Consider the following 26,189-nt stretch of genomic DNA (forward strand, 5'->3'; position numbering starts at 1 on the left):
GGGAGCGGGCTTGCTCGCGAAAGCGTCAACCCGGTCTCAGAGCTGGCCACGCAAGCCGAACCGCTTCATCAACGTCGACTCCAGCAACCCCTTGGGCAACAGCGTCGCCAGCAACGGCAACGCGCGGCTGCCATTACCAATGCGGATCAATCTTGGCGGCGTGCCCTGCTGCACAGCCTTGAGCAACTCAGCGGCAAACTCACTGGCCGGCGTCGGTTTGTCCTCCCACATTTGGAATGCATTCTCCTGTGGGAGCGGGCTTGCTCGCGAAAGCGTCAACCCGGTCTCAGAGCTTCCCACGCAAGCCGAACCGCTTCATCAACGTCGACTCCAGCAATCCCTTGGGCAATAACGTCGCCAGCAACGGCAACGCGCGGCTGCCATTACCAATGCGGATCAATCTTGGCGGCGTGCCCTGCTGCACAGCCTTGAGCAACTCAGCGGCAAACTCACTGGCCGGCGTCGGTTTGTCCTGCGATGCCTTGGCCCGCGCGCGAATCCCCTCACGCAACGGAAACCACGGCGATTGCTCGTTGATCAGTTGCTCGGCTTCGTGCCCGGCATTCTTGGCGAAGCTCGACTGGATCGCCCCCGGTTGCACTTCCATCACCCGGATGCCGAACGGCGCCAGCTCCATGCGCAGCGCATCGCTCAAGGCATGCACCGCGGCTTTCGAGGCGCAGTAGGCGCCGGCGAACGGCGTGACCAGAACCCCTGAGACACTGCCGATGTTCACCACCAGCCCCTGGGTCCGGCGCAGTACCGGAAACAGGGCGCGGGTAACGCCGACAATCGAGAACACATTGGTTTCGAACTGACGCTGCATGGCCGGCACGCCGCCGTCGAGCAGCGGTCCCATGGCGCCATAACCGGCGTTGTTGATCAGCACGTCGAGGCCGCCGTGTTGCTGGTTGATGCGCTCAGCGAGTTGTTCCAGCGCCACGCTGTCATTGACGTCCAGTGCGATTGCGCTGAACCCGGCAGCGGCGAGGGCCGCGACGTCTTCAGCCTTGCGCGCGCTGGCCCAGACCTCATAACCGGCGGCTTTGAACGCATCGGCGAGGGCACGGCCAATGCCGCTGGAGCAACCGGTAATCAACGCAACGGGCATGGCGCATTCCTTGGGCAAAAAATGGGAGGAGGGGGATCAGTCGGAGAAGCTGCCCTGCAAGCGCTCGGCACGAAACTCCAGGGTTTGTGGGCGATAACCGGGGCGCAGCGGCGGCATCGGCAGGCAGTCTTCCCAGTCGCCACCGGCCTGCAGTTCGCCGGGGCCGCGATAGCGCGGGGCGGCGTACTGGTTGTCGGCCAGATTGACCGTGTCGCCCGGCGCGTAAGCTGCGATGCGCCAGCGCAGTTCGGTCAGCGGCACGTCGTTGCCGTTTTTCATTTTCAATTGCAGCGGGCGATCCGCCGGGCATTGCTCCGGTGCATAGCTGATGCGCATTTCAAGGCGCGCCAGTTGCTTGATCTCGCGGTTGTCCAGCCACACCACCCACATGGCCACCAGTCCCAGACCAATAGCCGCGGCCACGGAGACCGGCACAGCCTTGGCGGGATAGCGCAGCAGCAGGATCAGCCAGGTGATGATCAGCAGGATGCCGATGAACATGAGGAACGCTCCTTGGTTCGTGAGTACCATCCTACCGGAGGGCCGGCGCAATGGACATTCGCACGTAATCCGAATGTACCGTCAGTCGGTACTGTAATTTCTGACAGTTGAATATCGCAAAGCGCGGATGCTCTGATGCCCTGGACCAAGGATAACGCTAGTGCCGGGAGCAAGCTGATGAACAAGCATGGCAAAACACCGACGCTTTCGGTAAGCGACCCGCGCGGACTGCAGGTTCGGACGGTTGGTTATTGGCGTGCCGACGACCTTTGCCCCGCTCAAACCCGCGTCAATCGCACGGTGCGTGACGCTGCCGGAAGGGTTGTGGAACAGTGGGATCCGCGCCTGTGGGCACTGCAAACGACCGAGCCGCTGACGCCAGCGAATCTGCACACCCTTTATTCGTTGATCGGGCAAACGCTGCGCTCCGACAGCGTCGATGCCGGTACGCAGCTGGCGTTGTACGGGCTCGGTGCCGAGACGCTGTACGACTGGGACAGTCGAGAAACCTGGCGCGAGGTGCAACACGACCCTCTGCTGCGTCCGATTGCCGTGTTCGAAGAAGGTGCATCCGAGCCGAGGCGGTGCGTCGAGCGTCTCACTTACGGCCAGCCCGGCGCGGGTGATCCCTCCCGGAATCAACTGGGCCAGTTGATTCGGCACGATGATCCGGCGGGTAGTGTGTGCTCGCAAAGCTTTGCAATCAGTGGGCAATGCATTGAAAACACCCGGCACTTCACACTCGACCCCAGCGTCCCCGATTGGCCGCAAAACGTTGATGACCGCCAGCGCTTGCTGGAACCCGGTGACGGTGCCAAGACCCGCTGGCGCTTTGGGCCGCTGGGGCAGGTACTCGAACAAGTCGATGCACGTGATAATCATCAGAACCGCGAGTTGACGCTGGACGGGGAGTTGCGCGCCTGCCACCTGCAATTGCGGCACCAGCCCAAAGCGCAAACGCTGGTGAGCGACATTCGTTACAACGCTGATGGGCAAGTCACTCAGGAACTGGCGGGCAATGGTGTGCTGACGACGCTGACCTATCAGCCCGAGGACGGCCGTCTGCGAACCCGCCATGCGAAGAAAGCCGGGGGCGAGGTATTGCAACATCTGATCTACGACTATGACCCGATGGGCAACTTGCTGAGCATCGAGGACAAGGCTCTGCCGATCCGGTATTTCGCCAACCAGCGTATCGATCCTGTCAGTCGTTTCGACTACGACAGCCTTTACCAGTTGCATGAGGCCACCGGTTGGGAAGCAGGTGCCGCTACTCAGGGGCCGGCGTCCATCGGCCGGGATGATCCGGCAGCAGTGAGCAATTATCGGCAGACTTTCCACTACGATGAATCCGGCAATCTGCTGCTGTTGACCCATGTTGGCGCACGCAATGGCCGCGAGCTCAAGGCTGCCCGATCGAGTAATCGCTGTTTGCCTTACCGTAATGGCGTGCCACCGACGGAAGAGGAGATTGCCGCGGCGTTCGATCACCGTGGCAATTTGCGAGCGCTGTACGCGGGAAGTTCATTGACGTGGAATCTGCGTAATCAGTTGCAATCGGTCACGCCGGTCGAACGTGCCAGCGGACTCAATGACCGTGAACACTATTGCTACGACGGTGCCGGCCAACGTGTGCGCAAGATTCGCTCACTCCAGACGAATGCCCGCGGCGTCACGGCCCAGGTGCGCTATTTGCCTGGGCTGGAGCTACGCACCGACACGGCCACCGGTGAACAACTGCAAGTGATTTTCGTCGAGGGCTACATCAGCCGTGTACACGTGCTGCACTGGGAAAGTGCTCCGCCCACCGGTTCCAATGATCATTATCGGTACATGCTGACGGATCATCTGGGATCGACCTGCCTGGAATTGGGCGAGGATGCCCGGCTCATCAGTCAGGAAGTATTCTTCCCGTTCGGTGAAACGGCGTGGAGCAAGGACACCGAGGCCAGTTACAAAAACCTGCGTTATTCGGGCAAGGAGCGCGATGCCACAGGTCTTTATTATTACGGCTATCGCTATTACATGCCGTGGTTGCAGCGCTGGTTGAATCCTGACCCGAAAGGCTTTATCGACGGGCCGAACCTGTACCAGATGGTGGGTAACTCGCCCATGAACCATGTCGACACCGATGGGGGCGGGAAGACCGCCACATCAGAGTTGGCTGACAGTGTACAAAAGCAGCAGGCATTAATGAGCACGATAACCTCGGCAGCAGCGGACGTCAGAAACTCATTGCTCAATCACACTCAGGCGCGACACCGGTTTCAGGCCTTGGCCAGGCGCGTCGGAACGCAACTGGCCAGCAGCGCGTTCAGCGCAGGCGCTCAAGCTGCAGGTGGCGCGATTGGCACTGCAGTGGGCGCCGTGTTCGGACCGGTAGCCGGTTCATTGGGGGGCAAGGTTGGCACGAAGGTCGGCGGGAAGTTGGCGGATGCAGCCATCGACAAGGTGGTGGACACCTATCAGTTGAACCGACCTATCCATTTCAAGGGCAGCGAATTGAATCCCAAGGCTCTGGTTGAAAGCGTCGAGCCGAAACAGAAGCTGAGTCTTGCCACAGTGAAACTGCAATTGGCAGCGCATGATCCGCGCACGGCCGACGGTCGATCACGCTTGACCAAATTGGCGCGCGCCAAGGTCGAGGACAAAGTGATCGAGGCAGTCTCTGACAAACTGGGAGCGGAAACTCGGGGTCTGTTCCAGACGGGACGGGAATTCATCCATGCAGCGCAGGGATTGAATGCTGAGGCGTTAAGCAACACTTACGAACATCTTTCGGCAGGCATCGACATGGTCGAGTTCAGGACGCAAGCCATCCTTACCGAGCTGGCAACCACCGGCAGCGCGGACCAGGAGCTTTTCGAAGCGGTCTCCGATTTGTCGATGCAAACGTCCAGTACGGTGCAGAGTCTGGAGCGGACTCAGGACTTTATCGGACTGCTCGCACCGGCTCCCTACGCGGGAAGGCGGCAATCGCTGGGGGGACATTTCCGGCCAAGACTGACTCGACAACATTCGTTGAGTTGAAAAAAAGCCCCCGCCCAACCCACTGCGGATAGGGGACGCAGCGGGCTGGACGGGGGCTTCTCAATGCCGGGTGATCACTGCGCGATGGTTTTCACCGACACGCCGCGTTCGATCGGGGTGGAGCGGCCGTAGATGTCTTCGAAGCGCTCGATATCGTCTTCACCCAGGTACGAACCCGATTGCACTTCGATGATTTCCAGCGGGATCTTGCCCGGGTTGCGCAGGCGGTGCACCGAGGCGATCGGGATGTAGGTCGACTGGTTCTCGCAGAGCAGGAACACGTTGTCATCGCAGGTCACTTCGGCGGTGCCGCTGACCACGATCCAGTGTTCGGCGCGGTGGTGGTGCATCTGCAGCGACAGGCACGCGCCCGGCTTCACCGAGATGTGCTTGACCTGGAAGCGGCCGCCCATGTCCACCGAGTCGTAGGAACCCCACGGACGGTAAACCTCGCAGTGGTTCTGGGTTTCGCTGCGACCCTGCTCGTTGAGCGTGTTGACCATCTGCTTGACGCCCTGAACCTTGTCCTTGTGCGCGATCATCATCGCGTCTTTGGTTTCGACCACGACGATGTTTTCCAGACCGATCACCGACACCAGTTTGCCGTTGCCGTGGATCATGCAGTTCTTGCTGTCCTGGATTACCACGTCGCCTTTGCTGACGTTGCCGTTGGCGTCTTTCTCGTTGACTTCCCACAGTGACGACCAGCAACCGACATCGCTCCAGCCAGCAGTCAGCGGCACCACGCAGGCGCGTTGGGTTTTTTCCATGACGGAGTAGTCGATGGAGTTGTCCGGGCAGCAGGCGAAGGTAGCTTCGTCCAGTGTGACGGTGTCGGCGTCCTGCTGGCTGCGCTCGAGGGTCAGCAGGCAGGTGTCGTAGATGTCCGGATCGTGCTTTTTCAGCTCTTCGAGGAAGCGGCTGGCGCGGAACAGGAACATGCCGCTGTTCCAGTAGTAGCCGCCGGATTCAACGTACTCGGTGGCACGTTTGACGTCAGGTTTTTCGACGAAGTGCGAGACGCGGCTGACGCCTTCCGGCAGCAGCGAATCAGCGGTGGACTTGATGTAGCCGTAGCCGGTTTCCGGTTTGGTCGCCGGCACGCCGAACAGCACCATTTCGCCGTTTTCGGCGGCGACGGTGGCCAGGGCGAGGGCGCGTTGCAGGGCTTTCTGGTCTTCCAGCACGTGGTCGGCCGGCAGCACCAGCATCAGTTCGTCACGCCCTTCGTTGACCAGCATCATCGCGGTCAGCGCTACGGCTGGCGCGGTGTTGCGGCCGAACGGTTCCATCAGGATGCGCTGGCATTCGAGGTTACGGTTGGCCAACTGCTCGTTGACGATGAAGCGGTGATCCTTGTTGCAGACCACGATCGGCGTGTCCATGCCTTCGAACACCAGGCGTTCCAGGGTTTGCTGGAACAGCGTGTGTTCACCGGTCAGGGCCAGGAATTGTTTAGGGAATTGCTTACGCGAAAGCGGCCAAAGACGTGAACCGCTACCACCTGACAAGATCACCGGAATCATGTTGTTTACTCCATAAAAATCGATTGGTTAGAGGCACGAACGTTGTGTCGTTTCACTCTTGTTTTTGTCTCGTATTCGAACTGACAACCCGATCCCTTGTAGGAGTGAGCCTGCTCGCGATTGCGGTGGATCAATCAACACATTCTTTGAATGTGAAACCGATATCGCGAGCAGGCTCACTCCTACAATGGGAACTGCGTCAGTTCGGAAAATTTGTTAGCGAGTCGACACCGGGCGTTTCACCCAGACTGGCGACAGGCTGCTGCCGGAACCGGTGACGTACAGCACCGCTGCCTCACCACGCTCAAGGGCGACCGGTTTCACGTCGCCGACTTTCTTGTCACCTTCGTACAGCGCCAGGCTGACTTTCACCGGGTTGATTTCACGTTCGCCACGGCCCTTGGCGGCCACGTTCGGCACCACGTCGGTCTTGCCGTCGGCGGTCTTCAGGGTCAGCGGCTTGTCGCTGAGGTTCTGCACGCGCACCAGGGATTTCTGCTTGTTCTTGAACGGCGGCTCTTCGATCAGTTGCGGCGCGCCGGACGCGTTGTTCACCAGGGTGTAGTAGTGGTCACCGGCAAGTTTGACCGGCAGGGTCTGGCTGCCGACTTTGGCGCTGTAGTCGCCGCCTGGCATGAAGCTGAAGTCGCTGCTGGCCAGTGGCGCAACGTCGCTCAGGTTGGTGCTGCCGACGGTGGCGCTGACTTCGGCGTTGCTGGCGTTGTAGACCCGCACGAAGGTCGAGCCTTTCGGTGCGGTCGGGCCGTACAGGGCAGCGTCACCGCCGGCAAAGGCGGGGACGGACAGCACGCTGAGGCCAGCAACCAGGGCGAAGCTTTTAGCGAGACGACGAGGAGTAGTAGTGAAAGTCATGGTGTTACCTCTCTTTCAGTTTTGCGCCCGATCGGGCGTCTCGGATTTAGTGTTGATGGCTACGTTTTGTTGGCGAGCACCGGCTTGTTTGAGCTCTGCGACCCACTGCGGGTCGGCGTCGCCGATTTCGTTGTTCACAGGCAGATATCGTTCAGGAAACTCCCAGATCAGCACCTGTGGCGGGCTGTTCTTGAAGTCATCGCTTTTCAGGTAGCTGAGCATCGGCAGGATCGGGCCGTGGCCGTCCTCGGCGTAATTGACCACGTCGCTGTGCAGCGCTTGTTTCAGCGCCCCGACGAAGTTCCAGTTGGGGTTGGCGCTGTAGCTGGTGCCGATCAGCGCGACCGGTACTTCGCTGCTGGCGAACAGCGCGTCGTCACCGGCAGGTTGCTCGGCCGCCACGGTGTTGCGCTTTTGCAGCGGCTCTTGTGCCGGCATCAGGTTTTCGAACAGCGGATCCAGCGGCAGGAACAGACGCAGGTCGCCCTTGTGCGTGACCTTCTCCGCTGGCGTGGTGACAAAGCGCTGCGGCTCGCCGCTGAGCGGGAACTTGTCGGCGATGGTTTTCGCCAGGGTGTTGGCCGCGATCTCGGCGCCTTCCGGGGTCCAGTGGGTGTCGGTGCGCAGGAACACTTGCTGACCGTTCTGCTTGGCCTGTTGCAGCGGGCCGAGCAGGTCCGGGGCGAGGATCTTGTCTGCCGCGACACGGGCGTGGAAGTCCTGATAAAGGTTGGCGTGAATGCTCGCCGGTTTCACTTCACCCAGATGCTCCGGGTACAGACGAGCCTTGGCTGGCACGATCGCCATCACCAGTTTCACGCCTTTCTCTTTCAGGGTCTGGCGCACGCCTTCGACCAGCGCGTAGTTGCCTTGCAGGTTCAGCTCTTCGTTGACGATCGGGTTGAATTCCTCGTCGCTGTACAGCCACTGATCGCGACCGAGCACGACGCCCGGACGACCTTCGTTGAACAGTTTGAAATCCAGCGCCGCCCAGAGGTTGGTGCCCAGACGCTTGATCGGAAACTGATCGTCGTAGTGGGTTTCCACGGCTTTGGTCCAGCGCCCGTTGAGCACCGTCGCATCGGCGTTGGTGCTGAAGCCGAAGAAGCTGCGCACTGACCACAGACCGAGCACCAGCAGGGTCACCAGAAACAGCGCGATGTAGAAGATGCGTAATGAGCGGGTCATGTCAGATCCCTCAGAACTGGAAGTAAAGGAACGGCGAGAAGCTTTGCGCCGAGAGTTTGAGAATCGAGGCGATGAACAGCAGCAGGATCAGCCCGCGCATCACGTAGCGCGACCAGTCCGCCGTCCAGTAAGCCGGTTGCACCTGGGCTTCGACGCCGACGGTGTAGCCAGGCTCATGGATGTTCGCCGGGTTTTCGCCAGGCGCGGCTTTGATCATTCCCGGGGTCGCGGTGGCAGGGCCGTTGGCCTCGACGTTGACTTCAGGTTTGCTCTTCACCGGAGGCTGGTTGGTGTACAGATCACGCAGGCCGAAGAACGCCAGGGTTGCGTACGCCACCACCAGGGTCGCCACTTGCAGACCGGTGAGGCTGGCGCGGTTGAGTTCCGACAGCGACCAGTCGCTGAAGCTGAACATCGCGCCGTACATGCGCCCGGCGACGTGCAGGTTTTCGGCACGGAAGATCACCCAGCCCATCACCACCAGCAGGAAGGTCAGCGCCCAGCGGATCGGGTTCAGGCTGCGCGGCGAGGTGTTGATGCCGAGCATTTTTTCGATCGCCAGCCACATGCCGTGCCAGGCGCCCCAGACGATGTAAGTGATGTTCGCGCCGTGCCACAGACCACCCAACAGCATGGTCAGGAACAGGTTGCGATAGGTCATCAGCGTGCCTTTACGGTTACCGCCGAGGGTGATGTACAGGTAGTCACGCAGCCAGGTCGACAGGCTGATGTGCCAGCGGCGCCAGAACTCGGTGATCGACTGGCTGATGTACGGCTGCTTGAAGTTTTCCATGAAGCGGAAACCCATCATCAGACCCAGACCGATGGCCATGTCGCTGTAACCGGAGAAGTCGAAATACAGCTGCGCGGTGTACGCCAGCGCGCCAAGCCAGGCATCCCCGGTGGTCGGGTTTTGCAGGGCGAAGCAATGATCGGCAACCACGGCGAGGGTGTCGGCGATGAAGACCTTCTTGATGAAACCCTGCATGAACCGCGTGCAACCTTCGGAGAACTTGTCGAGGGTGTGGGTGCGGTTGTTGAACTGGTCGGCGAGGTCGCGAAAACGCAGGACCGGGCCGGCAATCAGGTGCGGGAAGATCGCCACGAACGCCGCGAAGTCGATCAGGTTGCGGGTGGCCGGGGTGTCGCCGCGATACACGTCGATGATGTAGCTGATCGATTCGAAGATGTAGAACGAGATACCGATCGGCAGCAGCACGTGGGTCAGGATGAACGGTTCCAGACCGAACGAGGTCATGATCGCGTTGATGCTGTCCACGCCGAAGTTGGCGTACTTGAAGTAGCCGAGGATGCACAGGTCGACCGCCACGCCGAGCAGCAGCCAGCGCTGTGCCGGTTTGCTGCGCACGCCGGCGGCACCGACTTTCAGGCCGATCCAGTAGTTCCACAGGGTGACGCCGGCGAACAGCGCCAGGAAGTCCACCCGCCACCACGCGTAGAACACGTAGCTGGCGATCAGCAGCAACAGGTTGCGATAGCGTTGCCCGCTCAGGTAGTACAAGCCGAGAAAGATCGGCAAGAACAGAAACAGGAACACGTTGGATGAAAATACCATCCCGATCTCTCCATGTTTGAACCAACAGTCAAGGGCCAAAGCCCCCCCAAACCCCCCGTGAAAATTCAGGGGGCGACATCACTTCACTGTGGGAGCGGGCTTGCTCGCGAAGGCGGTGTGTCAGTCGACATCAGTTTTGAATGTCAGACCGCATTCGCGAGTAAGCCCGCTCCCACAGGGGATTGCATTCACTCTTACGAACCCTTGTTGCCCTTTTCATGCGACGGGTCGTAGACCTTGGTCAGGTCGCCGCCGAGGCGGAAGGTCTTGAACGGCTGCATGCCGTGCTTCTTCTCGATCACATCCGCCGGGCAGGTGTAGAGGGTGCAGAACGGTTCGAGCCAGGCGAATTTCATGTCCTCTTTCAGGTCGGTCATGTCCTGTTTTTTGCCGTTCTTTTCCTCGAACGCATCCGGGTCTTTCACCCCGGCCAGCACCCGGTCACCCAGACGCTTGAGCGCGCTGTTGTTTTCCTGACGCAGATCGACACCGTTGACCTGGGCGAAGCTGGCGATCATCGCCAGTGGCGGCAGGGCGTAGTTGTGATAGGCGAGGGCGCGTTGCTGGCGCTTGAGTTCGTTAGGCAGGAAGCCGTCGGCGTCGACCTGATTGACCCCGACCTTGTATTCCTTCACCGCCCAATCGAACAGGTCGCGACGGTTGGTGGCGACGGCGGTAGCCATCACCGACCACGCGGCCCAGTACGAGTGGTTGTTGGTTTTTTCCAGCGGCAGGTTGTCCCAGTCGCTGACCACCTGATCGGCCATCTTGCTGAACCACGCCTCGATCTGCTGCGCTTCTTGCTGATGCGTGGCCAGCGGATGCGAGTCGGAGAACTTCAGGCGGATGTACGAAGAGGCCATGCTGCCCAGCGCCCATTTACGCATCGACTTGCCGGTGTGGTTGAAGTCTTTCGACATCAACGCATCGGCCTTGGCCCACGCGGTCAGCCAGTTCAGCGTGCAGTCGAGCTGCTCCGGACGACCGTCGCGCATGAACTGCATGACGCGTTTGGCGGTGCCGCGCTCCAGCGTGGTGATGTCCTTGGTGGTGTCGCGGAAGGCTTTTTCCGATTGCACGTTCAGCGTTGCGCGAGCCTTGTCCGAGCCTTCGTACTTGCTGCGAAATTGCAGCGGCCCGGTGTACGGCGCCGGCATCGCGTCGCAGCCTTCGCTCTTGTCGCCGCTCTTGAATTTATCCACAGGCGCGAAATAGCCCTGCGGCGGACGCAGTGGTGCGGCGGCCTGAGTGGCCCCGGCGAACATCGCCAGGGTCAGCAGGGATGGCGCAAGCAAGTGTTTGATCGTTCGATTTCGCATAGCAGACCTCATTGCCCGAGCTGAGCGGTTTGTGGCCCAGCGCCCGGGAATACGTTGCGTTTGCAGATTTTCGCTTCGACTTTTTGCGGCGCGGTACCCGCTTCTGGGCCCTGGACTTCGACTGCCAGCAGGTTTTGCGAGGCCCAGTCTTCGTCCGTGCGCAACTCAAAGGCGAAACGACCGTCGGTGTCGGAGGTTTCCGGTTTCTCGATCTTGATGTCCTCGTGGCGACCGTTCATGTACCAGAGGGTGGCTTGCAGGGTTTTCACCGAGGTGTCGGCGAAGCGGATGTCGACCTGATGGCTGCTGTTCTGCAGGTTCAGGTTTTTGCTGTTGACCAGCAGTTCCTGTTTGCCGCCAGGCTTGAGCGTGGTGCTGGCGGACATTTGCGCGTCTTTGCCTTCGCAGCCGTTGTCGAGCAGGGACATCATCTGGCGATAGATGGTTTCCTGGTCGAGTCGGTACAGCGGCGAGAATTCCCAGATCAGAATCTTCGGCGGGGTCTTCTGGAATTCGTCGCTACCCAGGTACTGCAGCATCGAACCTTCGAGACCGCCGCCGGGGAAGGCGACGTTGAGAATGTCTGCACCGATTGCCTCTTCGAGGAAGCCGGCGAAGTTGTAGTTCTTGCCGCTGTGCGAGGTGCCCACGAGGGTGATTTGCGGGTTACCGGAATCACCGAACAGGTCGCCGTCACCGGCTTCGCCTTTCGGCTCGGTGGTGAACTGGTCCATGTACTGGATCGCGTAACTGGTGCCGCACAGTTGCCCGGCCATGTTGTGCAGGGTGCCGGTCTTGCCCATGCGTCCGGTGCGTTTGGTTTCGAATTCACGCTTGGGAATATCGGCGAAGGCCGGGATCTGCTTGACCTTCTCGGCGACAATTTTCGCCGTGCGCTGAGCGCCGTATGGCGTCCAGTGCTGGTCGCCACGGAAGTAGAAATCGTGGGCGGGCAGGGTGTCCGGCAGCGATTCGTTGGTCAGCGGCGACAGGTCCGGCACCACGTAACCCATCTGCGCGAAACGGCCGAGCATGGTTTTGTAGTTGCCCAGCGCTTTCTCGTAATCGAACGCGGCTTTTTCCTGCGGGTTGAGCTTGTTGCGGTTCACCAGGCCACGGGTCGGCTGGTAGACGATCACCAGTTCGACGCCTTTGGCCTTGAACGCATCGTGCAGCTGTTGCAGGCGTTTATAGCCGGCCGGGGTGGTGTTGAACTCGGTGCGCAGGTCTTCCTGGGTACGGAACAACCAGTCGCCCTGCGCCTGCACCAGGGTGGTGAAGTTCTGCTGATAACGCGTGGTGTAATTCTTCGCATCGTGTGCTTCAGGGCACAGGTTGCAGCACGGTTCGGCACTGAATTTTGGCGGGGTGGCGCCCGCCGCTTCATCGGCGCGAGCAGGGTTGCTGGCCGCCAGAATGCCCACGGTCAGGGCCGACAGGCTGAGTAATTTGATCAAGTGTGGGTGCATAAAATTATCCTCAGTCCTGCATTTCGGTCTGGCGTTCGACAGGGTCGATCAGCACGGCTTTCTGCTGGCGCACCAGCAAGTCGAGAATTTCATCCTGGCGCTCGCCAAGGATGCCGTTGAAGCTGATGCCGCTGGATTTGGTCGGCGCCAGCATCGATACGCGGTACAGCTCGACGCTCAACGGCGAATCGATCGACAGCGGGCCACTGCCGTTGGCCGCCAGTTCACCGCCGACGACGATCAGCGACACCTGCGCATCGAACGGGTCGAGCTTGATGTCACGGTCGGTGTCGGTCAGGTCCTTGATGTGCCCATAGACGCCGGTCAGGCCGTTGGCCATGGCAACGTTTTCGTAGAGGCGGATGTTCACGCTGTTACGAATGCGGATGCCGTGGCGCTTGTTGCTGATGACCTTGTTGCCCCACAGCAGGTTGTCGGCGGACTCGTAAAGAGTGATGCCGTCCGTGTGGTTCTTGTAGATCTCGTTGTAGGCAATGATGTTGTTGACGCTGTTACGGTCGATCACCAGGCCCGAGAGGTGGTTGTCGTAGCTCTTGTTGTTGAAGATGAAGCTGTCGTTGACCTCACGGGAAATGATGATCCCGTGCTTCTTCTTCGTGCCGTACACAGTGTTCTCGGCAATGATCAGACCGTGGGAACGGTCGTGCGGGTCGATGCCGTAGACGATGTTGTCCTTGTAGGTGTTGCCCTTGACTACGAAGTCGCGGGTCTCGTAGCAGTAGAAGCCGTACCACATGTCCGAGAACTCGGAGCCGACGATCCAGCCGGTCGGCTCGGGACGCTTGAGCACCTTGGCCATGTTCGGCGTGTACTGGGAAATACTCACCCCGTACGACTTACTGTTGGCGTAGCCGAAGCTGGCCATCTTGCTGTTGACGATGTAGGTCTCGGTGCCGCCCCAGGCCAGCAGGAACGGACGGAATTCCTTCGGCGAACGGAAGGTTGCCGGGCCGTTTTCCTTCTCGCGCCAGCCGGTGACTTTGGTGTCACGCACAAACAACTGACCGTCGTTGACCAGGAACGAACCGGCCTCTTGCGACAGGCGCAGCTCTTGGGTCTGGCCGTCGATTTCGAGGATGCCTTTGCGGCCCACAACGATCGGCAACTTCGCCAGGTACACGCCCGGCGAGGTTTCGCTGAAGTATTGCTTGGGCAGCTTTTGCGCCAGATCCTTGAGGTTCATGTAACCGTCGTCGACGAAGATCGCCTGCGGGATGCCGTGCTGACGCACCACCCATTCGGCCATCTTGTTGTCGCCGCCGATGAAGTCCTTCAGGGCGTCTTCCTGCATCATCCGGCGCACGCTGACTTTGCCTGCTTTGCTACGGACGATCTTCGCCGCAGCAGCCTCAGCGGTGTAGCCAGAAATGTCCGGCAGTTTCGGCGCGGCCAGGTTCAGCGCCTCGGTCGGCGCGCTGCTGACGGTGTAGGTCTTGGCTTGTTGCAGCTCTTTGGCGGTGGTCACCGGCTTGGCCGGTTCCACCGTGGCGAACGCGCCAGCGGAGGCCAGCAGCATGGCGCCGGCCAACAGGCTGAGCGAGCCTTTCCTTGCATGGTGCATGTCGGGCACTCCCTTGGCGGTTTGCATCAGAAGCGCCAGATCACGTCGATGAACGCGCGGTGCATGTACGAATCAACCTGGCTGCCATAGGCATCGCCCGGCTTGAACACACCGCCACGGAAGCGCACCAGTGCCGAAGGCTCGTCGATCGACTGGCTCAACGCCGCCGGCAACAGGCCTTGCTTGAAGTACTTGGTCACCACCAGATCCATTTCCTGACCCAGGTCCTTGTTGCCATCTTGCAGCGGCAGCGAGGTGCTGGAGAGGATCGCGCCAGTGACGTCGTCGGTGTTGTTTTCCACGGCGTTGATGCCGTTGCTGCCCACCGGCTTGTTGCCGTCCACGCGCCAGAACTTGTGGTAGATCAGGCTGGCGTCGTACTGGTCGTTGAGCATCCACGAACCGAACAGGGTGGCGGTCTGCATGTTGTTCATTTCGCCGCGGAAGGCTTCGCCGAAACGGTGCACGCGCGAACGGGTACCGGTGTAGTTGGAGCGGTTGCTTTCCAGACCGGTCTGTTCGTAATCGGCGCTGGCGCGGGCATACGCGGCGCCGACCTGCCATTGCGGATCGAGGCGCAGACGCACACCAAAGTCGGTGGCCCAGCCATTCACATCATCGCTGCGCTTGGCTTGTGCCGGGCGCGAGCCATCGGCGTTCAGCGCGTTGACCGTGTCGCGGTCGCCGCTCATGCCGGTGATGCTGCCCCAGTAGTTGACGGTGTTGGTGTTGCGCCAGTTGTAGGCGTCGCTGTCGGCGGTCAGGCCGAGCCAACTGATGTCGCCGTTCTCTTTTTTGTCCAGCGAATCACCGGCAACGCCCGGCTCTGGATAATCCAGTTTGCCGTCGTCGTGAGTGTGATGACCACGAATGCCGACCCAGTTGCCGGGTGTCCACTGGTAAGCGGCATCGGCGTAGGCGTGCAGGCGATCCTTGTCTTTTGGTGCCAGCTCTTTGAGGTCGGTGCGGTATTCGCTGAAGCGTTCGGCGACACCGACGTTGGCGCGCAACAGGGTGGTGTCGAAGGTCCAGTTCAGCGCTTCGATGTTGGTGTCGCGCCATTGGCCGTCGTCATTGCGCAGACGCTGGCGCCCGAACTTGAGCATCTCGCCAGGGTAAGGCGTCAGGCCGCTGTAACCGACCCAGAATTCGCGCATCGCCAGATAATTCTTCTTGGTTTTGCGGTCGCTGTTGTCGGTGGTTTGTTCACCGTCGGACTGCTGCAGGGTGTCGGTTTCGATGATGTCGGTCGACGTCACGGCCTGGCCCATGGCGTAGGCACTCCACGCGCCGCTTTCGCCGTAGACCCACGGACGCAAGTCCAGGCCCACACCGTTGACGTCGCCGCCGCTGGCGGTGCCGAGGTCGCGGTCGTCTTCGGACTGGCCGGTGATCTTCACTTCCAGGCCGAAGTTCTTGGTTTCAGTCATCGCGGCCAGTGTCGGGCAAGACCAGATCAGCGCGAACGTGAGGCCAATGCCGGCCTTCACAAAGGGATTCAACTTCATAGGGATTCCTCGCCGTCTTCTTCTTGCAGGGCGTGCAGTTGCAGCGTGTTCTGGTTCAGGGCGCCACGGCTGGCCTGTTCCTGTTGCAGCAGGCGCTGGGCTTCGGCCAGACGCTCGGGCGGCAATTGCGCGGCCAGGGTGGTCGCCAGTTCATCGGCTTGCGGGGTGTTCTGCGCCTTGGCCAATTGGCTGAATACGTAGGCGTTGAGCGGGTCGGGCTTGGTGCCCTTGCCTTGGGAAAACAGTTGGGCAATGGCGAAATCGGCGCTGTTCTGGCCGTTGCGCGCGGCGGTCAGCAAGTGGTCGAGAGCCTTCTGCGGATAGACCTTGCCCAGGTAACCACGGCGATAGATCTGGCCGAGGTAGTAGTCGGCGGCGACTTCGCGGCCGACGGCTTTCTGGAAGTGTTCTTCAGCGACTTTGGCGTCGGCCGGCACCAGTTTGCCTTCGTAGTAGAGCTTGCCCAGCAACAGTTCGGCGCGCGGCTGGTCGGCGGCGCGGCCGTTGTCCAGGTATTTCATCATCTGATCGACGTCGCCCAGTTCCGGGAAGTCGTAGAGCAGTTGCGCGAGGGTCACCCACGATGCCGGGTAGCCCGGGGCGATCGGTTCGAGCAGCGACTGCGCGGTCTTCTCGTCGGTCTTGCCCAGGGTCGAATCGGCCAGCACGCGGGCCACCGAATCGACGCGCTGCGCGCTGACCGTGCCACGGCTGTAACCGGCCTGCATCTGCTTGATCAGCTCGGCCTGTTGCTCTGGCTGGGAACGTTTCTGATAGACCGTGGCCAGTTCGACGTAGCAGATGTCGGTGGTGTTGAGCGCGGCTTTGCAGATCTTTTCCACGTCATCCAGATGCTGGTCGTAAGTGCCCTGAGTGCGATACAGCAGCACCTGCGCCAGACCGGCTTCCGGGTAGCCGGATTTGCGCCACTGATCGATCTGCTGCTGTGCGTTGATATTCGGGAAGCTGTGCGGGTATTGCAGGTACAGCATCGCCAGCGGGATCAGCGTGTTGCCTTCGCCATTGGCGGCGGCTTTTTTCAGCAGGCTTTCGGCTTCGTGGTGCTCGGCCTCGGTGGAACCCGGTTTGGCCACCAGCAGGCGACCGAGACGGGCCTGAGCGCGCGGCGAAACACTGGCGGCGGCACGGTAGGTCGCTTCGGCCTGTTTGATCTGCTCGGGGTCGCGGCTGTCGACCTGGATATCGGCGAGGCCGACTTGCGCCTCGCTGTAACCCAGATCAGCCAGTGCGCGGTAGTTCTGCGCGGCGGTGGCGGTGTCGCCGCGCTTGAGCGCTTCGTTGGCCAGACGCTGGTCGGGCAGGCCGGCGCAACCGGCCAGACTTACCGCCAATGCAACTGCACACAGCGGACCCATGTGGGAGCGGGCTTGCTCGCGAAGGCGGTGTGTCAGCCCACACTGATTTTGAATGTTGAACCGCATTCGCGAGCAAGCCCGCTCCCACAAGGGCTGCGGCGTGTTCAAAAGAGTAGGAATCGTCACAGGCATGTCCTCGACTTAAAGACCGGCAGCCATGGCTTTGTCGATCAGCCAGTTCAGGTTCGGGCCACGGTCGCTGTTCACTTCCACCGGGCGCCCGGCGAAGCTGCTGTCCAGCGGCTCGTCCGGCTGGATCTGCACGCGAATGTCGGAGGACAGGTCGGCGCTCTTCAGGCTGGTGCTGCTGACGATCTTGCCGGTGCGGGTCTTGTCTTCGCCGGCGATCTGGAAGCTCACTGGCGTACCCGGGCGCACGTCGCCGAACTGGCGATAGGAGAAACGTGCATCGACGGTGGCCTGTGTATTGCGCGGTACCAGGGTGAAGATCACGTCGCCCTTGCTCGCGTACTGACCGTCAGCCACCAGTTGCTGGGCCACGGTGCAATCGCATGGCGAGGTCAGGGTGCCGGTCATTTGCTTGCCGAACAGTTCTTCCACCTTGGCCGGTGACAGTTGATCTTCTTCCAGATGGCCCTTGAGCACATCGAGCATGCTGGTGCTGAAGGTCGCCAGCGGGGCGCCTTTGGCCGCTACGCCGTCGGACTTGACCAGACTCTGCACGGTGCCGTCACGCGGCATGGTGATGTTCATTCCCGGTACGCTGACCAGACCTGCCTGCGCATGGCTGACGAAGTACATGCCGTACACCGACTTGAACACGAAACCGAACGCGACCAGACCGATGGCGAAAATACCGGCGCTGAAAGTCACGGCTTTCAGACGCCCGAATGGGGTCATGCCGCTGCCGCCGTCTTTGACCTTGCGCGCCTTGGTGAAGTTGTCGCGCTGCAGGGTCGCCAGCACTTCACCCATGCTGACGATGTCGCCGGCCAGGTGCGAAGTGATCAGGTGACGCAAGGTCGAGATGTCCTGTGGTTCCAGGTTCTGGAACTGGCAACCGGCGCGGCCGCTCTGGCGGTCGTAGGAGCGCACTTGCAGTTCGACGTCCATGGCCAGGCCGAGGTTGTCGATGACGAATTGCAGACGTGCCTTGTACACCTCGCCGATGGTCAGCGGCAGTTGCCCGGCGTTGAACGCCAGACCACCGGCGGACAGGTCGAGGACCCGCGCTTCGACCGGCGTCCGGTCGGGGCCGAAGAAACGCAGTTTGGCCGGGATTTTCACTCGGGCGTGCTGACGCTGGGCTTCGGATTCATGCACTACGTTGGCGTTGACGGCGGTATTCATAGGGGCGATTTCCTTGTTAATTCAATAGGGGCGGGTCAGACCATCATCAGCAGCACGGCGACGAAAATGCTGCCGGCGGAGAAGGTCATGGTCCGAGACGACCAGGTGTTGAACCAACGTTGAAAGCTGGCGAGATCACGGGTCAGGGAAGTGGGTTGGCGCGTCCAGGATTGTTGGTCGAGGCGGAAGAACACGTAGATCTTCACCAGCGCACCGACGATCTGGTTGTAATAGAGAATCACGGGGTAGGCCGGGCCGATCCGGTGACCGGAGCACGACAGCAACAGGGTCAGAATCAGGCGGGTGATACCGATCCACAGCAGGTAGGCGAGGATGAACGCGCCGCCGTACTTGAAGCTGGCGATGAGGGCCACGGTCAGGCCCAGCAGCGAGGTCCACATCGATACGCGCTGATCGAACAGCACCACCGAGGTGAAGGCGCCGAGGCGTTTTACACCCAGGCCCAGCGCTCGCGAGTTCTGGCGCAGGTTGTTGCCGTACCAGCGGAACATCAGTTTGCGGCTGGCCTTGATGAAGCTCTTTTCCGGCGGGTGTTCAACGGTGTTGATCGCGGCGTCCGGCACGTAGAAGGTGTCGTAACCCAGGCGCATCAGGCTGAACCAGCTCGACTTGTCGTCGCCGGTGAGAAACTTGAAACGGCCCAGGCGCCAGTGTTGCAGCGAGTCGCTTTCGACGTCGGCGATGAATTCCGGATCGGTCACCACCGTGGCACGGAACACCGACATGCGCCCGGTCATGGTCAGCACGCGTTTGGACAGGGCCATCGAGCACATGTTGATGTGGCGCTGGGCGAAACGCAGCTTGTGCCATTCGCTCATGATGTAGCCGCCGCGCACTTCGCAGAACTCGTTAGTGGTCAGCCCGCCGACATTGCCGAACAGCTGGAACCACGGCACGGTCTTGCGCACGGTGCCTTCGCCGAGCACGGTGTCGCCGTCGATCACGGCCACCACGGCACGGTCGTCCGGCAGGTGACGGGAGATCGCGCGGAAACCGTAGGCCAGGCCATCGCGTTTGCCGGTGCCGGGAATGCGCACGAAGTCGAGCTTGACCCGGTCTGGCGGATTCATCCGCGCCCACAGCGCTTTCACCAGCAGCTCATCGGACATTTCGACGATCGAGCAGACCACGGTGGTCGGCAGGTCGCAGTCGATGGCTTCGCGGATCACCGAGCTGTAGACCTGTGCGGTGGTCAGCGCGTCGATACGGAAACTGGTGACCATCAGAAACACATGCGACGGGTCCGCCGCTTTACCCAGCTTGCGCACTTTGCGGCGCAGGTGCGGGTAAACGATGTAGAGAAAAATCATGCCGCGCACAAAGTGCGTTGCACCCATCGAGTAGCGCCAGATACCCACGGCGCCAATCAGGAAAATAAAGTCCTTCGACTCGGAGTCGAACGTGGACGCGGGCAGCATCAAGGCCAGGCCCAATAGCAGGCTCAGAAACAACAGCCAGCCGGCGGATTGCAGAAAGAAATGTTTGAGCTTGGTCATCGACGTCATCCAAGGTAAGAGAGGCTTCGAGCTGCAAGCTTCAAGCTGCAAGCGAAACGCTTTGCTTGCAGCTCGAGGCTTGTCGCTTGGCGCTGCTTTACCAGCAGATACCTTCAGTGCGAGTACCTGGGTTGGTCGCTTTGGCCATGAAGCCGACCAGGTCGATGACCTGTTTGCCCTGCGGTGCTTCCTGGGCGAGCGCGCGGAACTTCTCGTCGCGGTTGCCGAGGATGATCACGTCAGAGTTGTCGATCACCGAATCGAAGTCCGAGTTGAGCAGGGACGACACGTGCGGGATTTTCGACTCGATGTAGTCCTTGTTCGCGCCGTGAACACGGGCGTACTCGACGTTGCTGTCGTAGATGCTCAGGTCGTAACCCTTGCCGATCAGCATTTCGGCCAGTTCCACCAGCGGACTTTCGCGCAGGTCGTCGGTACCGGCCTTGAAGCTCAGACCGAGCAGGGCGACTTTGCGTTTGTCGTGGCTTTCAACGATGTCGAAGGCGTTCTGCACTTGCGATTCGTTACTGCGCATCAGCGAGTTGAGCAGCGGTGCTTCGACGTCCAGCGAACCGGCGCGGTAGGTCAGGGCGCGTACGTCTTTGGGCAGGCACGAACCGCCGAAGGCGAAGCCCGGGCGCATGTAGTACTGGGACAGGTTGAGAGTCTTGTCCTGGCAGACCACGTCCATCACTTCACGGCCATCGACGCCGACCGCTTTGGCGATGTTGCCGATCTCGTTGGCGAAGGTCACTTTGGTCGCGTGCCAGACGTTGCAGGTGTACTTGATCATCTCGGCGACCGCGATGTCCTTGCGGATGATCGGTGCGTCGAGTTCTTCGTACAGCGATTGCAGAACGTCGCCCGAGGCCTTGTCGAACTCGCCGATGACGGTCATTGGTGGCAGGTCGTAGTCCTTGATCGCGGTGGATTCACGCAGGAATTCCGGGTTGACCGCGACGCCGAAATCTACACCCGCCTTCTTGCCCGAGCAGTCTTCAAGGATCGGGATCACCACGTTGGCGACGGTGCCCGGCAGCACGGTGCTGCGTACCACGATGGTGTGGCGGGTGGATTTTTCACGCAGCACGAAACCGATCTCGCGGCACACGGCCTCGATGTAGTTCAGTTCCAGATCGCCGTTCTTCTTGCTCGGCGTACCGACGCAGATCATCGACAGGTCGGTGTCACGAATCGCTTCGGCGAAGTTGGTCGTACCGCGCAGACGACCGGTCTCGATACCCTGAGCCAGAAGTTCGCCCAGACCCGGTTCAACAATCGGCGACTTGCCGGCGTTGATCATGTCGATCTTGTCTTTGGCAACATCGACGCCAACCACGTCATGGCCCCGTGCAGACAGGCAACCGGCACATACTGCGCCAACGTAACCCAAACCAAATATGCTGATGCGCATCGCAATTACCTCTGTGTTTTATCAAGCCGTTAGATGGCCGGAGTTAATGGTGTTCAGCGGTCATAGTGCACTCGAAAGTGCGGCAAACAGGCGCCACAATGCCGTGTGCAGGCATACTAAGTTCCGAGTGTCTAAATAAGTGCACTCAAGATGTGCGCAACTAGGCCTGGTTGTTATGACTTGCCCTGTTATGCAGCGGATCTTCTTGCCGGAAGACTCTTGTGCATGTGTTCAGTCCACCTGATGTCGGACGAAAAGCCCGTAGATCAAGCGGTTGGGTGCTCAGGCGAGCACAATTACAGGGGCGCAGCCTTGGCCTTGTAGAGGATGTTTATGGTGCGTATCACCTATCCATCGTTAGTTGATCAGATGAGTGAACCATCTAGGCAAGTTGCTGTGACAACTTGGTTACATGGTTCTCCACTCTGCGTAAGTTATCTCGTACAAACTCGGCGAGAATCGTTACCGGTGGTATGAGCTATGCATTTGGACATAGTTCCTACCCGCTCATCGCGAAAGCTGAAATTTTTTGAAATATTGCCAAAGATGGCACTGGTCTCAATTTGATAGCACTTTCGATTTGGGCCTTTATTAATCGGCGCGTAATCGAGCTAGATAGTTTTGTGCCACTACCGTAAAAAAATTTAGGTGCCACTACTGAAAAAAAGTGCGGGTGTCGAGTGAAACTAAAATTAGAAATGCCGGGGACGATTTTATGGCGCCAATAAATCGGCGAAATGTGGCGAGGAATTTTTGACGTCGTGCGAGCTGCACGACTCTTTATAGACAGAGTCGTGCAATGGGCATGCTTTATTCCGGAGCGTGGTCGCGCAGAAACACCAGATTGTCCGGTTTCGACTGCTCGGCGCTGAAGCGATAACCCTGCACATCGAATTGCTTGAGCAGGGCAGGATCGTTGATTTTTTCCTGAATCACGAAACGGCTCATCAGGCCACGGGCTTTCTTCGCATAGAAGCTGATGATCTTGTACTGGCCGTTCTTCAGGTCCTTGAACTCGGTGTTGATGATTCGCGCGTTCAGCGCGCTGAGTTTGACCGCCGAGAAGTATTCGTTGGACGCCAGGTTCAGCAGCACGTCGTCACCTTGCTCGGCCAGCGCTTCGTTGAGCCATTCACTGATGCGGGTGCCCCAGAACGCGTAAAGGTCCTTGCCACGGGCGTTGGCCAGTTTGGTGCCCATTTCCAGACGATACGGCTGCATCAGATCCAGCGGACGAAGCAGGCCATAGAGGCCGGAGAGCATGCGCAGATGCTTTTGCGCGTAGTCGAACTGGGTTTCACTGAACGATTGCGCGTCGAGGCCGGTGTACACGTCACCCTTGAACGCGAGCAGGGCCTGCTTGGCGTTTTCCGGGGTGAAGGCGGGCGTCCAGCTGCCGAAACGCGCGGCGTTGAGGCCGCCGATCTTGTCGGACACGTGCATCAGTTCGCTGATCTGTGCCGGGCTCAGTTCGCGCAGTTGCTGGATCAGCTCCTGGGAATGATCGAGGTATTGCGGCTGGGTGAAGCGCTGGGTCGCCGGCGGTGTTTCGTAATCGAGGGTCTTGGCGGGGGAAATCACCATCAGCATGAAGTCGTCTCCTGTAATCGTGGGGGCGATTCTAGGGGGTTGGCCGAGTGGACTCCAGCTATCAAGTCCATAGGTGATCGACGGCTCGCGACATTTCCCTGTGGGAGGGGGCTTGCTCCCGAAGAGGCCGTGTCAGTCGCCATATTTGCTGAATGACACACCGCATTCGGGAGCAAGCCCCCTCCAACAGGGAATCGGAGTGGCTGCGGGGAATTCTGCGGGATCAGCTATAGTGCCGCGCGGGTTTGGTTATGGAGACACCCCTTTGCGTATTGTTCTTTTATTCACTGCGTGGCTGTTGAGCTGCGGGGCCATGGCGGCGCCGGGCGATGTGGCGACGCTGGATCGCAGCACCTGGCCGGAGCAACTGAGCAGCCCGACGCTGTTCGACGTCGCCTCGCGCGCGGAAATCCTCATGTTCGCCCGGGGCCTGCTCGGTACCGAGGCGCTGGACGAGGCCGCGCTGGCCCAGCGCCTGGGGCTGCGCACGGTCAATGTCGACGCGATCAGCCGCCTGCGCCAGCGGCTCTGGGAACGTCTGTTGGCCAACTACAACTTCGCCCAGCAGAGCTGCGATCAGGATGCCTCGTTCTGCTTCCTCGTCGAGGACTTGCAAACCCTGCGCGAGCAGGCCGCCAAGTTCGTGGTCAGCGATGACAGCTATTACACCAGGTGGGCCGAGCCGAGCCGGTTGTTTCACTTGCAGTATCTGGACGAGCTGATGCGCAAGGCGGCGCTGTCGCCGCAGACCAGCAGCGAAGTCGATCGTTTTGGCGACTACGAGCGCAGCGGCGAAGAGATGCACGATCGGCTGTTTCTGCTGAGCTTCGACAGCGCCGCCAATCTGCAGCCGGACAACACCGACTGGATCGCCGACTACCTGCGCAAATCCAACCTCAGCGGCACGTTCTTCCTGTTGGGCAAGGATGTGCAGGCGCGACTGGCCGATCGCTCGGTGAGCAACCTGCAATCGGAGTTCTCGAAACAGTGCGTCGGCGTGCAGGGCTGGGAGTTCCGCTCCCACAGCTATTGGCAGGACTGGCAAGACTCGGTGCGCCGCAGCGCCGATCTGGTGAAGAACAAGTTGCCGGAAAACTACGTGCCACTGTTCCGGCCGCCCGAGGGGCAGCGCCGCAGTGATGCCGGCAGCTTCTTGCGCAATCAGGGCCTGCAAGTGGCGCTGTGGGACATCGACGCCCAGGATGGCGCCGGCAAGCTCAAGGGCGCACAGAGCGCGCAGCGGGTGCTGACCCTGATGCTGTTGTGGCGTCACGGGGTGATCAATTTCAACATGAAACAGGATGCGGTGAAGACCGCGTTGCCGTGGCTGATCACGCAAACTGCGCAAAGCGGCATCGGCTTTGAGGACTGTCAGGACGGGTTTCGCTGACAAACGAAAAAAGCCCGGAAACATTGGGCTTGGGGCGATTTTTTTAGAGAATTCGATGCAGGCGGACTTCCGACTTTAGCGGGGTCTGGACGGTCCGCCAAGGGCTTTTCGTCACTCTGCAAAATAAACTTAAAAAAACCGTCAAAGTGCTTTTTTATGTCATGGGTTTTGGAGTATTACGAAGACAGACCGCCGAAACCTGCAACACAGGTGGCGTCTTCCAAGACTCCTTTTGTGTGCAGTTCATCCAGGCCCTCGTGGATGAATTCGGCAGTCACTTCGAGGCGCAGCACCGCCCAGGTATTGCGTCGAATGGCTCCCACAAAGGTGACCGAGTATGGATGATCACGGACGTAGCCCTTCTTCCAACCAGCCAATCCTTTATGTACTCGATACCAACGTATTGATTCACGATCCAAATGCCCTGCTGAATTTCGAAGAACACCACGTCGCGATCCCGATGACCGTGCTCGAAGAGCTGGACAAGCTCAAGAGCGGCCATCACAGCGTTGCTGCCGAATGCCGCCAGGCGATCCGGCTGATCGACAAGACCCTGGGCGATGCCTCCCCCGAGGACGTCGAACTGGGTGTGCCGATCCAGCGCGGCAAGGGCGGGCCGAAGGGCTTGCTGTCAATTCTGATGAGCAAACAGGCCGAGTCGAACCTGATTCTGCCCGAGCATCTGAACGACAACAAAATCATCAACCAACTGATCGACCTGCACACCCGTGATCCGAAGAAGGCCGTGGTGCTGGTCACCAAAGACATCAACATGCGCCTCAAGGCGCGCGCCTGCGGGATCGCGGCCGAGGATTACAGCACCGACCAGTTGGTCGATGACGTGTCCCTGCTGCCCAACGGCTACCACAACATGACTGGCTCCTTCTGGGATCGCGTGAGCAAGGTCGAAACCCGTCAGGATCACGGCCGCACCTGGCATCAGGTGCAGTTGATCGACAACCTGCCGGCGGTGCACATCAACGAGTTCATCATTGACGAACAAGGCTTTGTCGGCTGGATCAAGGAAATCCAGGAAGACAAACTGCTGATCCTCGACCTGCATCAGGAACCGCTGCTGCATCAGGAAGCCTGGGGTCTCAAACCGCGGGATATCTACCAGAGCCTGGCGTTGTATGCGTTGCTGGATCCGGACATTCACCTGGTCAATCTGTCGGGTGCCGCCGGTTCCGGTAAAACCATTCTGGCGCTGGCCGCAGCGATCGAGCAGACCATGGTCAGCAAGCGCTATCGCCGGATCATTGCGACCCGCAGCGTGCAGGGCCTGGACCAGGAAATCGGCTTCCTGCCCGGCACCGAAGCGGAAAAAATGGAGCCTTGGCTGGGCGCCATCACTGACAACCTCGAAGCCTTGCACATGGATGACGAAAACACCCATGGCAGCGTCGATTACATCCTCAGCAAAGTGCCGTTGCAGTTCAAATCGCTCAACTACATTCGCGGTCGCAGCTTCCAGCAGAGCCTGATCCTGATCGACGAATGCCAGAACCTCACGCCGCACCAGATGAAAACCATCATCACCCGGGCCGGCGCCGGTTCCAAAGTGGTGTGCCTGGGCAACCTGGCACAGATCGACACCCCTTACCTGTCCGCGACCAGCTCCGGGCTGACCTACCTGACCGAACGCTTCAAGGATTTCCCCAACGGAGTGCACATCACTCTGCAAGGGGTGCCACGCTCGATTCTGGCCGAATACGCCGAATCGCATTTGTAACCCTCCAGCAGAAAAAGGGCGGCCTGACAGCCGCCCTTTTTTATGGATGTGTCCCGTCCTGAATAAGGTTTACACCTTCTGATCTGTTTTTCAGGAGGACGTAATGGAATCAGCAAAAAGGCGTAGTCAGCGAGACTACACGCTGACCTTTAAATTGTCGGTCGTCGATCAGGTCG

General features: G+C 60.0%; 18 protein-coding genes and 1 pseudogene. 3 read left to right on the forward strand and 16 right to left on the reverse strand.

What is annotated here, in order from left to right; all coding sequences use genetic code 11:
- Positions 1-36 precede the first annotated feature (36 nt).
- From CKW11_RS23400 to CKW11_RS23410, 3 genes and pseudogenes are all read right to left on the reverse strand, one after another.
- A pseudogene (locus CKW11_RS23400) lies at positions 37-216 on the reverse strand (short-chain dehydrogenase); the annotation flags it as partial.
- A gap of 70 nt (positions 217-286) precedes the next feature.
- Entirely contained in the window at positions 287-1,111 is an 825-nt protein-coding gene (locus CKW11_RS23405) for an SDR family oxidoreductase (RefSeq protein WP_095139578.1), read from the reverse strand.
- A 36-nt stretch (positions 1,112-1,147) separates the two neighbouring features.
- The gene (locus CKW11_RS23410) at positions 1,148-1,612 is read right to left on the reverse strand and encodes a multidrug transporter (protein ID WP_095139579.1); all 465 of its coding nucleotides are present in this window, start codon (positions 1,610-1,612) and stop codon (positions 1,148-1,150) included.
- Between the two features lie 177 nt (positions 1,613-1,789).
- On the opposite strand from CKW11_RS23410, the gene CKW11_RS23415 reads away from it, so the two are divergent.
- A complete protein-coding gene (locus tag CKW11_RS23415) occupies positions 1,790-4,642 on the forward strand; it encodes an RHS repeat domain-containing protein (RefSeq protein ID WP_095139580.1) in 2,853 nt (950 codons plus the stop codon).
- A gap of 74 nt (positions 4,643-4,716) precedes the next feature.
- On the opposite strand, the gene CKW11_RS23420 is transcribed toward CKW11_RS23415, so the two are convergent.
- The 13 genes from CKW11_RS23420 to yaaA all read right to left on the reverse strand — a co-directional run bounded on the left by CKW11_RS23420 (position 4,717) and on the right by yaaA (position 22,891).
- The gene (locus tag CKW11_RS23420) at positions 4,717-6,168 is read right to left on the reverse strand and encodes a mannose-1-phosphate guanylyltransferase/mannose-6-phosphate isomerase (protein WP_095139581.1); all 1,452 of its coding nucleotides are present in this window, start codon (positions 6,166-6,168) and stop codon (positions 4,717-4,719) included.
- A gap of 216 nt (positions 6,169-6,384) precedes the next feature.
- On the reverse strand, positions 6,385-7,041 hold the full coding sequence (locus tag CKW11_RS23425) for an alginate O-acetyltransferase AlgF (protein WP_007914291.1): 657 nt from the start codon (positions 7,039-7,041) through the stop codon (positions 6,385-6,387).
- A gap of 15 nt (positions 7,042-7,056) precedes the next feature.
- Entirely contained in the window at positions 7,057-8,229 is a 1,173-nt protein-coding gene (locus tag CKW11_RS23430) for an alginate O-acetyltransferase (RefSeq protein ID WP_095139582.1), read from the reverse strand.
- Positions 8,230-8,239: 10 nt separating this feature from the next.
- Positions 8,240-9,805, reverse strand: coding sequence for an MBOAT family protein (locus CKW11_RS23435; RefSeq protein WP_095139583.1), 1,566 nt, complete (start codon positions 9,803-9,805; stop codon positions 8,240-8,242).
- A 194-nt stretch (positions 9,806-9,999) separates the two neighbouring features.
- Positions 10,000-11,124, reverse strand: coding sequence for a mannuronate-specific alginate lyase (locus CKW11_RS23445; RefSeq protein WP_095139585.1), 1,125 nt, complete (start codon positions 11,122-11,124; stop codon positions 10,000-10,002).
- Between the two features lie 8 nt (positions 11,125-11,132).
- Positions 11,133-12,593, reverse strand: coding sequence for an alginate O-acetyltransferase (locus tag CKW11_RS23450; RefSeq protein WP_095139586.1), 1,461 nt, complete (start codon positions 12,591-12,593; stop codon positions 11,133-11,135).
- Between the two features lie 10 nt (positions 12,594-12,603).
- Positions 12,604-14,175 (reverse strand): mannuronan 5-epimerase AlgG, encoded by a 1,572-nt coding sequence (algG, locus tag CKW11_RS23455; RefSeq protein ID WP_095139598.1) that lies wholly within the window; start codon positions 14,173-14,175, stop codon positions 12,604-12,606.
- Positions 14,176-14,201: 26 nt separating this feature from the next.
- The gene (locus CKW11_RS23460) at positions 14,202-15,683 is read right to left on the reverse strand and encodes an alginate export family protein (RefSeq protein WP_095139587.1); all 1,482 of its coding nucleotides are present in this window, start codon (positions 15,681-15,683) and stop codon (positions 14,202-14,204) included.
- Positions 15,680-17,185 carry an alginate biosynthesis TPR repeat lipoprotein AlgK gene (algK, locus tag CKW11_RS23465; RefSeq protein WP_177440033.1) on the reverse strand — a complete coding sequence of 502 codons (1,506 nt, stop codon included), beginning with the start codon at positions 17,183-17,185 and terminating at the stop codon, positions 15,680-15,682. Before algK ends, CKW11_RS23460 begins: the two co-directional genes overlap by 4 nt.
- Before the next feature lie 15 nt (positions 17,186-17,200).
- Positions 17,201-18,370 carry an alginate biosynthesis protein Alg44 gene (locus CKW11_RS23470; protein ID WP_095139589.1) on the reverse strand — a complete coding sequence of 390 codons (1,170 nt, stop codon included), beginning with the start codon at positions 18,368-18,370 and terminating at the stop codon, positions 17,201-17,203.
- Positions 18,371-18,405: 35 nt separating this feature from the next.
- Positions 18,406-19,887 carry a mannuronan synthase gene (gene alg8 / locus CKW11_RS23475; RefSeq protein ID WP_177440034.1) on the reverse strand — a complete coding sequence of 494 codons (1,482 nt, stop codon included), beginning with the start codon at positions 19,885-19,887 and terminating at the stop codon, positions 18,406-18,408.
- A gap of 97 nt (positions 19,888-19,984) precedes the next feature.
- Positions 19,985-21,301, reverse strand: coding sequence for a nucleotide sugar dehydrogenase (locus tag CKW11_RS23480; protein WP_095139591.1), 1,317 nt, complete (start codon positions 21,299-21,301; stop codon positions 19,985-19,987).
- Between the two features lie 810 nt (positions 21,302-22,111).
- A complete protein-coding gene (gene yaaA, locus CKW11_RS23485; RefSeq protein WP_095139592.1) occupies positions 22,112-22,891 on the reverse strand; it encodes a peroxide stress protein YaaA in 780 nt (259 codons plus the stop codon).
- 313 nt (positions 22,892-23,204) lie between these two features.
- Between yaaA and CKW11_RS23490 the strand changes: the two genes are divergently transcribed.
- Both CKW11_RS23490 and CKW11_RS23495 read left to right on the forward strand, forming a co-directional pair.
- A complete protein-coding gene (locus CKW11_RS23490; protein WP_371917885.1) occupies positions 23,205-24,281 on the forward strand; it encodes a polysaccharide deacetylase family protein in 1,077 nt (358 codons plus the stop codon).
- A 337-nt stretch (positions 24,282-24,618) separates the two neighbouring features.
- Positions 24,619-26,013, forward strand: coding sequence for a PhoH family protein (locus CKW11_RS23495; RefSeq protein ID WP_095139594.1), 1,395 nt, complete (start codon positions 24,619-24,621; stop codon positions 26,011-26,013).
- Positions 26,014-26,189 lie beyond the last annotated feature (176 nt).

The organism is Pseudomonas sp. Irchel s3a10 (genome assembly GCF_900187525.1).
Taxonomy (GTDB): domain Bacteria; phylum Pseudomonadota; class Gammaproteobacteria; order Pseudomonadales; family Pseudomonadaceae; genus Aquipseudomonas; species Aquipseudomonas koreensis_G.